Origin of the sequence: Bacteroides sp. AF34-31BH (assembly GCF_003602795.1) — a bacterium.
GTDB classification, from domain to species: Bacteria; Bacteroidota; Bacteroidia; order Bacteroidales; family Bacteroidaceae; genus Bacteroides; species Bacteroides uniformis.
This window is the reverse complement of the sequence record NZ_QTLV01000004.1, coordinates 233,397-248,213: the sequence shown is the minus strand read 5'-3', so window position 1 is coordinate 248,213 and position 14,817 is coordinate 233,397. Positions and strand designations below refer to the sequence as shown.

The 14,817-nt window shown below is 47.7% G+C and carries 13 protein-coding genes; 7 read left to right on the top strand and 6 right to left on the bottom strand.

Annotation, left to right across the window (positions count from 1 at the left end):
* The first annotated feature begins 1 nt into the window (after nucleotide 1).
* The 7 genes from DWZ67_RS09095 (at nucleotide 2) to DWZ67_RS09065 (ending at nucleotide 8,875) form a co-directional block, all read left to right on the top strand.
* Complete coding sequence (locus DWZ67_RS09095) at nucleotides 2-565, top strand: hypothetical protein (RefSeq protein ID WP_098032103.1); 564 nt, start codon at nucleotides 2-4, stop codon at nucleotides 563-565.
* The gene (locus DWZ67_RS09090) at nucleotides 558-2,468 is read left to right on the top strand and encodes a sensor histidine kinase (protein WP_120138658.1); all 1,911 of its coding nucleotides are present in this window, start codon (nucleotides 558-560) and stop codon (nucleotides 2,466-2,468) included. The genes DWZ67_RS09095 and DWZ67_RS09090 overlap by 8 nt, the downstream gene beginning before the upstream one ends.
* A gap of 23 nt (nucleotides 2,469-2,491) precedes the next feature.
* Complete coding sequence (locus tag DWZ67_RS09085) at nucleotides 2,492-4,237, top strand: bifunctional metallophosphatase/5'-nucleotidase (protein ID WP_120138656.1); 1,746 nt, start codon at nucleotides 2,492-2,494, stop codon at nucleotides 4,235-4,237.
* A gap of 45 nt (nucleotides 4,238-4,282) precedes the next feature.
* Entirely contained in the window at nucleotides 4,283-4,621 is a 339-nt protein-coding gene (locus DWZ67_RS09080) for a hypothetical protein (protein WP_081027288.1), read from the top strand.
* Nucleotides 4,622-4,773: 152 nt separating this feature from the next.
* Complete coding sequence (locus DWZ67_RS09075; protein WP_120138654.1) at nucleotides 4,774-7,098, top strand: TonB-dependent receptor; 2,325 nt, start codon at nucleotides 4,774-4,776, stop codon at nucleotides 7,096-7,098.
* A 74-nt stretch (nucleotides 7,099-7,172) separates the two neighbouring features.
* The gene (locus DWZ67_RS09070; protein WP_005836102.1) at nucleotides 7,173-8,051 is read left to right on the top strand and encodes a helix-turn-helix domain-containing protein; all 879 of its coding nucleotides are present in this window, start codon (nucleotides 7,173-7,175) and stop codon (nucleotides 8,049-8,051) included.
* 62 nt (nucleotides 8,052-8,113) lie between these two features.
* Nucleotides 8,114-8,875, top strand: coding sequence for a creatininase family protein (locus tag DWZ67_RS09065; protein ID WP_120138652.1), 762 nt, complete (start codon nucleotides 8,114-8,116; stop codon nucleotides 8,873-8,875).
* Between the two features lie 187 nt (nucleotides 8,876-9,062).
* Here the strand turns inward: DWZ67_RS09065 and DWZ67_RS09060 are convergent, their stop codons facing one another.
* Genes DWZ67_RS09060 through DWZ67_RS09035 form a run of 6 tightly spaced genes read right to left on the bottom strand, consistent with a single transcriptional unit; the run spans nucleotide 9,063 to nucleotide 14,722 of the window.
* Complete coding sequence (locus DWZ67_RS09060) at nucleotides 9,063-9,485, bottom strand: BT0820 family HAD-type phosphatase (protein WP_005827961.1); 423 nt, start codon at nucleotides 9,483-9,485, stop codon at nucleotides 9,063-9,065.
* Nucleotides 9,486-9,524: 39 nt separating this feature from the next.
* Nucleotides 9,525-10,829 (bottom strand): carboxypeptidase-like regulatory domain-containing protein, encoded by a 1,305-nt coding sequence (locus tag DWZ67_RS09055; RefSeq protein WP_195299691.1) that lies wholly within the window; start codon nucleotides 10,827-10,829, stop codon nucleotides 9,525-9,527.
* 41 nt (nucleotides 10,830-10,870) lie between these two features.
* Complete coding sequence (locus DWZ67_RS09050; protein WP_120138647.1) at nucleotides 10,871-12,118, bottom strand: YjbH domain-containing protein; 1,248 nt, start codon at nucleotides 12,116-12,118, stop codon at nucleotides 10,871-10,873.
* Nucleotides 12,119-12,159: 41 nt separating this feature from the next.
* Entirely contained in the window at nucleotides 12,160-12,870 is a 711-nt protein-coding gene (locus DWZ67_RS09045) for a YjbH domain-containing protein (protein WP_120138645.1), read from the bottom strand.
* Complete coding sequence (gmd, locus tag DWZ67_RS09040) at nucleotides 12,864-13,970, bottom strand: GDP-mannose 4,6-dehydratase (RefSeq protein WP_057088219.1); 1,107 nt, start codon at nucleotides 13,968-13,970, stop codon at nucleotides 12,864-12,866. Before gmd ends, DWZ67_RS09045 begins: the two co-directional genes overlap by 7 nt.
* Before the next feature lie 32 nt (nucleotides 13,971-14,002).
* Nucleotides 14,003-14,722 (bottom strand): WecB/TagA/CpsF family glycosyltransferase, encoded by a 720-nt coding sequence (locus DWZ67_RS09035; protein WP_044468735.1) that lies wholly within the window; start codon nucleotides 14,720-14,722, stop codon nucleotides 14,003-14,005.
* Nucleotides 14,723-14,817 lie beyond the last annotated feature (95 nt).

Sequence of the window (14,817 nt, the reverse complement as noted above, 5' to 3'; positions counted from 1 at the left end):
TATGGAAGAAGCTAAAGGTCAATCGATTTTAGATAAAATGCTCACTACATTTATCAATACGTTAGTGAAAGCAGCCGAAAATGAGGCTCAAACACATTTCGGCAAAAACCTTGAGGAGGTATTGAAGCATTTCATGGCAAAAGTGAATAGCGATTTTGAAAAACAATGCCTGCTTTGGTATTTTACAAAAAAAGGTCAAACTATGACCGTGTCGTCAGAAGTCTTTGAGCGGATTGCGAAAGCGGCTGTTGCCTCGCGTGCGGCAAGCGAGAAGCTGTTTCATGGCCCACAGAAGGTAATCATTAAAGGAAAGGTCTATTATTCCCAAACCATTTCTTTCTATGAGAATGATGAATTTGATTATGCCTTGGGCTGTGCGACAATCTTCTTTGATGAGGAGGGCGTTCCCGTAGGCCTGAAGGATATTTATGACTTTAACGAAGCAAAACATCGTGATACCAATGCCGAGAGTGACACCACATTTATGGCTAAATTTGAAAAAGCAAATTTAGCAAAGTCCTACGCCATACTTTATGGCATTAATGACTACAAACTTAATGACTGATGTGTCTCGTGCCATATCGTCATGTATCATAGCATTATTCTGCTGTCTGTTACCGGTGTTCTCTATCACAGGAGAACATCCGGTACTGATTATCAGTTCCTATAATCCGGATGCCGGCCGTACTTCCGGCAACATCTCAGACTTTATGGAGGAGTTCCAACGCCTGGGCGGGACAAACACCATCGCATTGGAAAACATGAACTGCAAAAGCTTCTCCGAATCTCCCCTTTGGGAACGGAGGATGGTGGAGCTATTGTCCAAATACCAGGGCGATAACAGTCCGGCGCTGACCGTCCTTATTGGGCAGGAGGCTTGGGCTGCCTATCTTTCTCTGCCCGACTCTATACGCGGCAATACTCCGGTCGTAAGTGCATTGTCCAGCCGTAACGCCATATTGTTGCCGGGCGATACGGTCGACTTAAAGACCTGGATGCCCGAATCCGTCGACTTCTTCACGGATTTCCCCAGTTCGCCTATCAAGGCTGGCTTCGTTTATGAGTATGATGTGGAGGCCAACATCAATATGATAAAGCAGATGTATCCCGGCACCAAGAATATCGCTTTTGTCTCAGACAACAGTTATGGCGGCGTTGCCATGCAAGCCTATGTAGTGAAGGAGATGCAGAAGTTTCCGGAACTCAACCTGATTCTGCTGGACGGACGCGTCCATACCATATATACCATTTGTGACAGATTGCATGAGTTACCGGAAAATACAGCTATATTGATGGGGACATGGCGTGTGGACATGAACGATGGTTACTTCATGCGGAATGCAACCTACGCCATGATGGAAGCAGCTCCCACTTTGCCCACTTTCTCGCTCAGTTCCGTAGGCTTGGGATATTGGGCTGTGGCAGGTGTCGTTCCTGCCTACCGTGCTTTGGGCAAGGAGATGGCAAGACAGTCCTACCGCCTGCTGACCACCCCTCAGGATAGTGAGACCCATATGGAAATCATTCCGAATGAGACCATACTGGACGGTAAACTTGTGAAGGAAAAGAAACTGAATATCACCGGCCTTCCGCAGCCGGTAAAGATGCTGAACGTAACCCCTTCTTTCTACGAACAGTACAAGTATCATATCTGGTCTGTCGGTGCTGTTCTGTTGGTGCTGTTGGGCGGTTTGTTCGTTTCCCTTTACTTTTATTATCATACAAAGAAGTTGAAGGATGAACTGGAGGTATCCGAGGGTGCCTTGCGCGAAGCAAAAGACCGTGCCGAAGAATCCAGCCGTCTGAAGAGTGCTTTCCTTGCCAATATGAGCCACGAAATCCGTACTCCATTGAATGCGATTGTGGGCTTCTCGGACGTGCTGTCTGCCGGAGGAGCCTCGGAAGAAGAACAGCGTGGCTATTTCGAGATTATTAGGACCAACTCTGATTTGCTGCTTCGGTTGATTAATGACATATTGGATGTGTCCCGTTTGGAGGCCGACCGCGTCATCCTTTCTTTGGAGAGTTGCAATGTAGTGCAGATATGCCAGCAGGTAGTAGCTTCCGTGGCCCAGGCACGCAGGTCGACCAATCAATTCTTATTTGAGTGTGAACGTGAGGTAGTGGAGATGCGGACGGATGTGCAGCGTTTACAGCAGGTTGTGATAAATCTGCTTTCCAATGCGGACAAGTTTACAAAAGAAGGTACGATAACCTTGAAGCTGGAGCTGGATACGGCGGGGAATGTTGCAGTATTCTCGGTGACTGACACCGGTTGCGGCATTCCATTGGACAAACAGAAACGGGTGTTCGAACGTTTCGAGAAGCTGAACGAATATGTGCAGGGAACCGGCTTGGGCTTGTCCATCTGTAAGCTGACCGTTGAGAAGTGGGGCGGCGAGATTTGGATAGATCCTGCCTATACGGATGGAGCACGGTTTATGTTTACCCATCCTATGAACTTATAAGAACCGACAAGAAATAAGGAAATATGAAAAGATTTAGTTGTTTTTTTATCTGGATTTTTGTCCTGACAAGCATACTGCTTGCGCAGGAAAGAGAGGTGAAACTGAAAGTCGTACAGACCAGTGATATACACGGAAACTACTATCCCTACGACTTTATACGCCGCCGGGAGGCAACCGGCAGTCTGGCACGTGTGCATGCTTTGGTGCAAAAAGAACGTGAGGCTTATGGCAAAAATCTGATTCTCTTGGACAATGGTGACATTCTGCAGGGACAGCCCACAGCCTATTATTATAATTACATAGATACCGTTGCCCCTCATCTGGCAGCGGAGATGATGAATTTCATGGGGTATAATGCCGGCAATATGGGTAACCATGACGTAGAGACCGGCCGTACCGTTTTCGACCGTTGGGCAGGTGACTGCCGTTTTCCGATATTGGGTGCCAATATTGTGGATACTGCTACCGGAGAAACCCATTTCAAACCCTATGAGGTGCTGGAACGTGACGGAGTGAAAATTGTGGTTCTCGGTATGATAACTCCTGCCATCCCCGTGTGGCTTTCAGAGAATCTGTGGAAAGGGCTGCGTTTCGACGATATGGAGGAGACTGCCCGCAAATGGATGAAGATTATCCGTGAGCAGGAAAAGCCTGATTTGGTTATCGGTATGTTCCATGCCGGCCAGGATGCCCAGCTGATGGGAGGCAAGTATCGCGAAAACGCTTCCGTAGAAGTGGCGTGCAACGTGCCGGGATTCGATATTGTCCTAATGGGGCACGACCATGCGCGCGAATGCAAGAGGGTGTGCAACATAGCCGGTGACTCGGTACTGGTGATGGACCCTGCCAGCAACGGTGCCGTTGTGAGTAATGTGGATATAACCTTGAAATTGCGTGACGGCAAGGTTGTTGGCAAGAAGATAGACGGCATACTGTCCGATACGAAAGACTACGGCATCAGCGAAGAGTTCATGCAACGCTTTGCCCCCGAAAATGAAGCTGTGCAGAATTTTGTTTCCAAGAAAATTGGTTCTTTTACCGAGACTATCTCCACACGTCCTGCTTATTTCGGTTCTTCCGCTTTTATAGACCTTATCCACGAATTGCAGTTGGCAATCAGCGGAGCGGATATTTCTTTTGCGGCTCCTTTGTCCTATGATACGGAAATCCGTAAAGGAGACATTTTTGTGAACGATATGTTCAATCTGTATAAGTACGAAAATATGCTTTACACCATGCGTCTGACGGGGAAGGAGATACGCGATGCCTTGGAGATGTCGTATGATTTGTGGACCAATCGGATGAAGTCTCCGGACGACCATATCCTTCTCTTCCGTGAGAAGCGCCGCGAAGGTGCTACGGATAGGGCCTCATTCAAGAATTTCAGCTTCAACTTCGATTCTGCGGCGGGTATTATCTACACGGTGGATGTGACCAAGCCGGATGGGGAGAAGGTAACCATTCTCAGCATGGCAGACGGTACCCCGTTCGATATGGATAAAATGTATAAGGTAGCGGTGAATTCTTATCGCGGAAACGGTGGCGGCGAATTGCTGACAAAGGGTTCCGGCATCTCGCAGGATGAATTGAAGGAGCGCATCATCCACTCTACGGATAAGGACTTACGCTATTATCTGATGCAGTACATCGAGCGAAAGAAGGTGATTGAACCGCGTGCGCTGAATCAGTGGAAGTTCATTCCCGAAGAATGGGCGGCTCCGGCTTCCAAGCGTGATTATGAGTTCTTGTTTGGCAAAGTTAAAGAATAATTCACTATCTTTGCGGCTCAGAATCTATAGTATAAGTTTTTGGACGTGAAGCAGAAGAAAAAAATTATAGGCGCATTGAGCTTGCTGGTACTGTTTATCATGTACCAGGCAAGCATCACCGCGTTCACTCACGTCCATTATGTGAATGGGGTGATGATAACGCACTCGCACCCTTTTCATGGCACACACTCTCACTCCCAGACTTCCCTTCTGGTCATCGGGCATTTGTCGGCATTCTGCTCTTCCGGGGCGGATGTGTATGAGGTTCAGCACCCGATGCGTCCTTTGCTGGCCATGCTCAGAGCCAAACCGGCAACGCCTACTGTTAAGGGGGAAGTTATACGTACCCTTTCCCTTCGCGCTCCTCCCGCTCTTTTTTCATAGTCATTAGGTTTAAAAACGCCTGGATTTTTTGTATGTAGATACCAGGCTTTTTAGTCTCGAATGTCTGGCATTTCAGTGAACGAAGTGCGGCATCTCGGATGATTATCTTTTTTCAGACTTGAATTATTTTTTTTATTTAGAGCGCTAATTTGATGAAACAATACATTTTGGCGTTGGTACTTGCAGTGGTAAGTGCCAGCGTAGCTTTTGCCGTAAATCCTATAAAAGAAGGCAATATGATTTCCGGCCATGTGATAGTGAAAGGTACGGAGGAAAATATACCGTATGCCACGGTTTTGATTATCGGCAGTGGTCAGGGAACGGTTTCCAATGAAGAAGGACAATTTGAGTTCCGCAAGCTTCCGGCGGGAAAATACAAGCTCCGTGTGTCGGCAGTGGGCTACAAGACCCAAGAGAAGGAAGTGACGGTGAGCAAGGACTTTACTGCCGTCATACATTTCCCGATGGAAGAGGAGAGTTTCATGACCGATGAAGTGGTGGTATCCGCCAACCGCAACGAGGTAAGCCGCAAGGCAGCTCCGGTAGTTGTAAATGTGATGAGTACCAAATTGTTCGAGATGGTCAACTCCACCGACCTTGCCAAGACACTGAACTACCAGTCGGGCCTGCGCGTGGAGAACAACTGCCAGAACTGCGGCTTCCCCCAGGTGCGCATCAATGGCTTGGAAGGTCCGTATTCGCAGATATTGATAAACAGCCGTCCCATCATCAGTGCATTGAGCGGTGTGTACGGATTGGAGCAAATCCCCGTGAACATGATTGAACGGGTAGAAGTGGTGCGTGGCGGAGGCTCTGCCCTGTTTGGCGCCAATGCTGTGGGAGGAACTATCAATATTATAACCAAAGACCCCATCAACAATTCCTTCCAGGTATCGAGCATGTTCTCCAATATGGACGGCAAGTCCTGGGAGCAATATATGGGTGGCAATGTGTCGCTGGTTGCCAAAGATAACTCTTACGGCATTGCCTTTTATGAGAGTTACCGCAACCGTAACCCCTACGACCGCGATGGCGATGGCTTTTCCGAGCTGGGCAAGCTGAACATGAATACCTTCGGTTTCCGCGCCTATTACCGTCCTACGCATTTCAGCCGCATCAATCTGGAATACCATACCACTAACGAACTTCGTCGTGGAGGTAATAAATTTGATTTGCAGCCGCATGAGACGGACATCACCGAGCAGACCAAGCATATCATCAATAGCGGAGGCGTGAGCTATGATTTGTTCTGGAAAGAGTACAAACATAAGATTTCAGCTTACACCTCCATCCAGCACACCGACCGCAACAGTTACTATGGTGCCCAAAAGGACATGAATGCTTACGGCAAGACGAAAGACCTGACTTGGGTTGCCGGTAGCATGTATGTGGGCAATATGGACAACTGCTTCTTTGCTCCCGCCACCTTCACCGGCGGACTGGAATATCAGAACAACTCCCTGCACGACGTCATGACCGGCTATCATCGTGACATGGAGCAGGATGTCCGCATTGCCAGCGCTTTCGTACAGAATGAGTGGAAAATGAATGTACTGACCATGTTGGTTGGCGCCCGCCTGGACAAGCACAACCTGATAGACAAGCTTATTTTCAGCCCCCGCGTCAACCTGCTCTACAAGCCGACAGATGATTTTCAGGCACGCTTGACTTATTCTACCGGTTTCCGTGCTCCGCAGGCATACGATGAGGACTTGCACGTGACGGCAGTAGGCGGCAAGGGAGTCCAAATCAAACTCGCCGATAACCTGAGTGAAGAACGCTCCAACAGTTACAGCGGTTCGGTGGACTGGACTGCCCATCTGGGTCACTGGCAGGCAAACATCCTGGTGGAAGGTTTCTATACAGACCTGCGCCACGTCTTTGTGCTCGAAGATATCGGCAAGAACGAAGTAGGGGATGTCATCAAGGAGCGCCGCAACGGAAACGGTGCACGCGTATATGGTGCCAATCTGGATGTAAAGATTGCCCATGGCAAGGAGGCGCAGTTCCAGCTCGGATTTACGGCACAGCGCAGCCGCTATACCCATGAGGAAGCCTGGACGAAGGTGGACGGAGAAGACCTTACCACCAAGCGCATGCCCCGTACACCTGATTATTACGGGTACTTCACTTTCTCCTCCGCACCGGTAAAGAATTTTGATTTCTCTCTTTCCGGTACCTATACGGGAAAGATGATTGTTCCGCACTACGCACCGGAAGATGCTCCCGAGGGTGCCTTCTGTAATATCACTTCAGACCGCATGGAGCATACTCCCCAATTCCTGGACCTGAATGTGAAGCTGAACTACACCTTTGTGCTTCACGACCATATCAAACTCCAGTTGAACACGGGTGTACAGAACATCTTCAACAGTTTCCAGAAAGACCTGGATAAAGGGGAATTCCGCGATGCGGGTTATTTCTACGGACCGACGCAGCCGAGAACCTTCTTTATCGGTTTCAAGATAATGAACTAAAAGTTTCCATTTAAGAATTTTTAGAGCTAAATTCCGCAAAATAGTCCTACATTTGTCGCCAAAGCACAAAAACCATGGATACTAAGAGAATACGGAATGTAGACATTTCCCAGATACATCATTTGCCGATGATTGATTTCATCGGCAATGATTTTGCTATTTTTAATGATATCAAGGACATGCCTTTGAGCTCTTATCCCACCCGTTTGAATGCTGCTTGCCTGACTGTCTGCTTGAAAGGGTGGTGCAAACTGGAACTCAACCTGCAGCAATGTGAAATGCGGGAAGGTATGTTGGGTATTATTCTTCCCGACCAGATTGTTCTGCAACGCGAGCGTTCCGATGATTTTTCCGGTCTTTTCATTGCCGTCTCAAGGGATTTTATGGATATGGTGATACCTACTATGCAACAGCTTTTCCCTATGTTTTTCATGATTAAGGAGCGGCCCTTCGTTCACATCACTCCGGAGGAATCCCAATCGTTTCAGGAGTATCACTCTTTTCTTTGGAGCAAGGTGAAGCTGAAAGACAATCCTTTCCGTAAGGAAATCACTCAGGGGTTGCTGTTGGCCCTTTTTTATGAGATATATAATATCTATCAAGGACATGTCATCCAGGAACGCATTCCCAAAAGCAGGAAGGAAGACTTGTTCGAGCGCTTTATCCGTGCTATTTCCGAGTCCTATAAGGAAGAGCGCAGTGTGTCCTACTATGCTGATAAGATGTTCCTCACTGCCAAGCACCTTTCCACCGTAGTGAAGGAAATCAGCGGAAAGACGGCGGGCGAATGGATTGACAGTCTCGTCGTTTTGGAAGCCAAAGCCTTGTTGAAGTCTTCCGAGCTGAGCATTCAGGAAATTGCAGACGAGCTGCACTTTGCCAACCAGTCGTTCTTTGGCAAGTATTTCAAGCATCACACCGGTATGTCACCTAAAGAATATCGCCGGCAATAGGTTCAATGTGACGGAATAATGTTTATTTTTGCGGTAAAGATTTACCCCCAAAATAAACTATCATGGAAAAAAGAGAAATTGACCTTACTGTTTCCTGCTATGGAAAGGTGAAAGGAGTGAAGTATGACGTTGTCATCCTACCTTGGGGAGCTACGGAGCCCCATAATCTGCATCTGCCTTATCTCACTGATTGTATTCTGCCGCATGATATTGCCGTAGATGCGGCTGCACTGGCTTTGCAGAATTCCGGTGTACGCTGTATGGTGATGCCTCCCGTACCTTTCGGTGCACACAATCCGGGGCAGCGCGAACTTCCGTTCTGCATCCATACCCGCTATTCCACCCAGCAGGCCATTCTGGAAGACATAGTTGCTTCCCTCTATGCACAAGGCATGCGTAAGCTGATTATTCTCAGCGGTCATGGCGGCAACAACTTCAAGGGAATGATTCGTGACCTGGCGTTTGTGTATCCCGATTTTCTGATTATCGCTGCCGACTGGTTCAGCATCGTCCCTCCCAAAGACTACTTTGAGGCTGTTGTCGACGACCATGCCGGCGAGTCTGAGACTTCCGTCATGATGCATTACCATCCCGAGCTGGTGAATCTGGCTGAGGCCGGTGACGGAGAGTCCCAACCGTTTGCCATTCCTTCCTTGAATGAAAAGGTTGGCTGGGCTCCCCGCCATTGGGATAAGGCTACAGTCGACAGCGGGGTAGGGAACCCCAAAAAAGCTTCTGCCGAGAAAGGAGAACGTTATATGAAACCGGTGGTGGAGAAGTTGTCGAAGCTCTTTACGGAAGTCGGTCAAGGAAGTCTGTATTGATGTACTTGGCTTCCGGCTATATATAAAAATAGGCAATAACCGTTGTGGATATTGCCTATTTTTTTAGTGCACCCTAAAAACTAATCTCTTTACTCTTATAAAAACTAATCTTTCTCTATTTCGAGTACAAAATTAGAAGGTTTTTGCGGGTTATGAATTGACATAAGTCAAAAATCTCATTCGGATATTATTTTTTCAAACGTGCCCAAAAGCCCTTCTTTTTCTGCCGGACCGGTTCACTGTTTTCGCGAAACAGTTCTTCGTAGGTCAGCCCGTCATGCACCATGCGGTAGATGCTTCCCCAGTCGGGCAGTCCGCCCAGGTTGCGGTCATCGATAAAGAGATCGGCTTTTACTTTGCGTGAAAAACCGGTGTGTGCGATGTCTTCTTCCGGATAGTCCCGGTTGACGGCATAGAATTCCACACCCCGTTTCCTACACCATTCCACAGCTTCCTCCAGGAGCTTCCCTTCACGTACCGACCATAAAATCAGCCGGTGACGCTCGTTTATCAGCATCTTCAGCGTAGCGGTGGCAAAGGGAATTTCTTCTCCTATCTGGGGATAGCGGTGTTCTACAATGGTACCGTCAAAATCAACGGCTATGGTCATAAATGAATAGCTTTTATTGGTTTCAGACTGTGGAGAAAATTATCCTTGACCGCCTGTGGTGCCGCCGGAGTGCTGGCTGACCGGATTGTTTGAATACTCTTCCTGATGTCCCGTGTAGCTTTTCAGCTCTACTTTTACGTCTTTGCTCTGGTTGCCTACTATTACTTTAAAGGTATATGTTTTCACGCGTACCATGCGCTTGCTGCCATACAGCAGTACATGGTTGCCACTGACACTTGCAGTCAGCTTTTGTTCAATTTCATAAGAACCGTTCGTACCTCCCTCTTCAGTTTCAATGTAGTTGTTGATGTATGTGGCCAGTGCATCGGATGCTCCTGCAGCTTTCAGCGCTTCAGCCGGAGAAACGGTATAGTCCCATCCGTTCTTGATTTTAAGGGTCAGGGTGATGTTTTCCAGCGCATCGTAATCTCTGTTCTCAATCTTGATTACCTCGGCTTTTCCATTCACTTCGTTGTAGCCGTCTGCTACACTGGCGGCAGCTTGTTTGGTAAATTTCACTCTAGGTGAATATTTGCCGGCTATCTTCTCGCCTTGCGGAATGGTAATGATGTAATTGTTATTGTTGAATCCTACGGTTTTAGCAGCGGCTCTGGTTGCAGGTGCCTCGCTGGATTCCACTTCCATGTTTTCCGGATCAAAATAGCCCAGGTTGGCATCAGTCGACGGATTGGGAATGGCAATGATGATATCTTCCTTGGCAACAGCGTCAGCCGGCTCTGTCTTGATGGCTACGTTATTTACAGAAGCCTTTGATGCTTCCGGTTGTGTGGAAGTTGCCGGATTGGCCTCACGTGCCTCTTCAAACACGACGGCTGCAATCTTGGTGTTTTCTTCCGTACCTCCGGTGGGTATGTTGATGGTGGCGGCATTCTCCTTTTCCGGATTTTCTATTTTCGGAGCCTCAATGGTGCTTCCGTCAGCCTCCTGCATCTCGCCGAATTCTATGGTTGTTGACATTTTTACATTTACCACCATCAAGCTGTGGTTGGCTGTTCCATCTGTAAATTCTGCTGTGGCCTCGTAGTCATCATGTCCTTCAGCTGTTACAGTGAGCGTGTAGATGCCGGTTTTGTTCACAGTCAGTGAGTATACGCCTTTTGCATCGGTTGTGGCAGAGTATTCGCCGCTTTTTACGGTGGCTCCTGCCAATGGACCGTTGGCATCGGTAATGGTACCTGCAATGTAGTAGGCAGTTTGACTTCTCAGCGGGTCTTCCACTTCTTCATACTTCTTGTCGTCATCGTGGCAAGATGTAAGGACTGTTGTGCTGAAGGTCATTGCAAACATCAATGCACCTCCTAAAAATAAACTTTTCTTTTTCATAATTTTCGTCATTTGATAAAACTAATCTGTTTAAATTATACTTATTCCGATTTTTCTTTTTGCAGTTCCTTTATAAGGAAATAGCGTATATAGTCCGGCTGGTAGAAGTTGCTGCTCCGGTTTTCGTTAGGGCGTGTTCTGTAACTTTTTCCCAGTTGTTTTTCTATGTACTCTCCATCTGCCACCATGCCGTATGCCCATGCAAAGTAGTCAGCCGGTTTTACTCTGAAGAATCCTTTTTTACTCCATTTTTTCCCCGGCAGGGGGATGGCAAAATGAAATCCTCCGTTTATCTCTCTGTCTGTACAAAGGGCATACAAGCCGATGGCATACTCTCCGAAGTGCCGCGTACAGTCTCCTCTCACTCCATAATCACCGTAAATATATCTTCCTGCTTTTAAGTCGAACTGCAAGTTGAGGCGTGGTTCGTAGTACGAAGCATTCAGCGAGGCATTGATACGCTGTTTTCTGCCTATATACCAGCCGTCTTCCCGGGTGATGGCAGAGAAACCGGTGGAACCTGCCGTTCCGCCCAGTTCCCAGCGTCCGTTGTTTGTACGGTATTTTATTTCCAGTTGTGCACCATATCTGTTGTTGGTAAAGTTACCCACCGTCATTTTCCCGAAGATGTTGTGCCTGAAGCGTACATCCTGCGATAGAGCTATGATTCCCGGTCTTATCCGTTTCATCTCTCCACTCAGATTGGTGGCTACGGGCAGTATCACTTGTGCGGTCATTTTCCCACCTTTCCATAGAGCCATTTCCACTGCCGGATTCAGGTTGATGGCATACGTATACAGTTCGTCAAACGTATTGTTCTCTAAAAACAAATCGGGGTATATCACCAAATCCATCTTCCAGGCAGACGGTGCTTCTTCCTGACCGGCATTTTTCAATGCTTTCATGGCCGCATCCGTATCTACCGTAATTCCCATTTGCTGATATACTTGTGTCAAGTTGATTTCCCCGTTTCTGTATGCTTCCGTCAATGTATCCGGCAGATTGATGCAAAGCCTGGGAATCCGGTTTTCCAGTACCACCAATTGCAAATCGCCCTTCGTCTCGCTTCCCAAGCAGGCATCTATGGTTTTGCCCACTCCGGTGTAGGTACTTCTATATACGTTGTTCTCAAAACTTACAGTGGTCATTCCCGGTGTCTGTGCACATCGGATGTTTTCCATTCCGATAGCTTTCAGGCTCTCTGTCACTTGGGCATCTGCCATTGCAGAAATACCACAGAACCATACTGCCAGTATCCACTTCAAACCGCTTTTTCTCTTGTTTTTCATCCTACTCTTCAATCCCTAATCCTTAATCCTTCATCCCTCTCTTAGTGCAACAACCTGCATTCATACCGTATTCCTCCCGATATGCTGTTGAATTCTCTGGTAAACACATGGATGGAGAGATGCCTCCATAATCTGGCGGCAGCTCCCACATTGAAACCTTCCGAATCATATTCGGCCATGACAGTCATTTCCCGGCAGAAAGCAGGGGAGTAGCTGATACCTCCGAAAGGACCGTCTTGTATACTGTGTTTGTTCAGTGGCAGGTAATATCCGGCAGTCAGTGCTAGTCGGTCTCCTTTTGTGATGGAGAAGCCTTTGGTCAGTACGCCATATATGGTTGCAAAGTAGTTGGTTCCAGTGTCTTTGAAAGGGTCATTGGTACCTATGACTATTGCCGGATGATATTTTCCTTCCTTTATCGGACGTATACGTGCAGATAAAGAACGGTCTTGCTGGAAATATCCTTTCTTACCGTCATACCGGGTGGTTTTCAATAGCGTACACCGATAACTCAACTCCAGAAAAGATAAGAATGTGATGTTAACGAAATAATTTCCAGTGTTGAAGTTAAACGGTGTCATGCCGTTCGGAAGATAATTGCCGCCCCCCATAAAAGTACCGGTCTCCTGCATATCTGCTGTCGGGATGTTCAGCAGTCCGGTGTTACCCATGGAATATTGGGCCTGCACTCCCATGCTGCAACCAAGCAGCAGTAGGAGCAGGCACCATTTTCTCATTTTCGTTTTCAGCATGTCTGGGAAGTGTTTTCACCATCCATTTGTGCCCTCATATAGAGCTTCTTCACAAATGCCATGTCATGTGTCACCATGATTTTCACCAGTTCTTCAAAAGAAGTCTTGCGTGGATTCCAACCCAGCAGTGTCTTGGCTTTGGTCGGGTCACCCAGCAGTTGTTCCACTTCGGCAGGACGGAAGTATTTGGGATCCACTTCCACCAGCACTTTACCGGTTTTGGTATCAATGCCCTTTTCATTCACGCCTTCTCCTTCCCAACGTAGTTCCACACCGGTTTCATTGAAGGCAAGTGTAGTGAAATCACGTACGGTATGATATTCTCCGGTAGCTATGACAAAATCCTCCGGAGTGTCGTGCTGCAGAATCAGCCACATGCACTCCACGTAATCTTTGGCATATCCCCAGTCGCGCAGCGAATTCAAGTTACCCAGATATAACTTGTCCTGATACCCTTGGGCTATACGTGCAGCTGCCAGTGTAATTTTGCGTGTCACGAAGGTTTCTCCGCGCCGTTCGCTTTCGTGGTTGAAGAGAATGCCGTTTACGGCGAACATGCCGTAGCTTTCCCGGTAATTCTTCGTAATCCAGAAGCCATATTGCTTGGCCACACCATATGGACTGCGTGGGTAGAACGGGGTTGTCTCTTTCTGTGGTACCTCCTGCACCAGACCGAACAGTTCGGAAGTCGAAGCCTGATAGATTTTCGTTTTTTTCTCCAGTCCCAGGATACGTACTGCTTCCAGCATACGCAGGGTGCCTACGGCATCTGCTTCCGCAGTATACTCCGGCACATCGAATGATACTTTCACATGGCTTTGTGCCGCCAGGTTATAGATTTCGTCCGGCTGCACCTGCTGTATGATGCGGATAAGCGAGCTGCTGTCCGTCATGTCCCCGTAGTGGAGGTTTACGAGACGGTTCTTCTTCATGTCACGCACCCATTCATCCAGATAAAGATGCTCTATGCGTCCGGTGTTGAACGATGACGAACGGCGCAGAATGCCGTGTACTTCATATCCTTTTTCAATTAGGAACTCGGCCAGGAATGAACCGTCCTGACCGGTGATGCCTGAAATCAATGCAATTTTCTTATCCATGATTCGGGTTTTAAAATCAGTTTTTATTTATGTTATGATGTAAATTTCTCTTTTGTGATATTCCATAAGAATAAGCAGTTCCCGATGATATATCTTCTCCACATTCTTCTGGGTTCCTTTACCAGCCGGTACAGCCATTCCAACCCGTGTTCCTGCCACCATACGGGAGCACGTTGCACGTTTTCAGCAAAGAAGTCGAACACAGCGCCAATAGTACCGATGGGACCGTTTACCTCCAGTTCTTTCAGGTGTGCATAAGTCCATTTCTCTTGTTTGGGAGCGGTCATGCCCACCCAGAGCAAATCCGGCTGTGCCTGGTTTACGGCGGCTATCATGGCTTGATTGTCTTCTTGGGTGAATTCCGGCTTGTAGGGTGGGGAATAAGTCTCTATCCGGATATTGGGATATAACCGGACGGCTTTTACCTTTATTTTCCTCAGGGTGTCTTCGCTACTTCCCAGAAAGAAGCAGGTTCCTCCTTTCCGGTTCAGCTTATCCATTTCGTACAGAAACAAGTCCCATCCCGCTGTGCGCTCTATCTTCTCATGTCTCAGGAGTTTGAATGCCAGTACAATGCTTGCTCCGTCTGGAATCAATGCGTCTCCCCTCAGCAAAGCTTCTGCAAAGGCAGGATCTTTCAATGCTGTGTTATACGAGTGCGCATTGATGGTGTTAATCAGCAGTTTGCCTTCGGGCAATGCGTCAAGCTCACTTCTGTGTTCCAGAAGCGAAATCGTCTTTAACTTCAACATGTAAAAAGGAGTATAATTTTCCGCAGAGTACGCTACGCTGTCGCCCGTCACATGGAAAGGTATTTTTGAACGGAACGATGCAATATGTCCGAGAA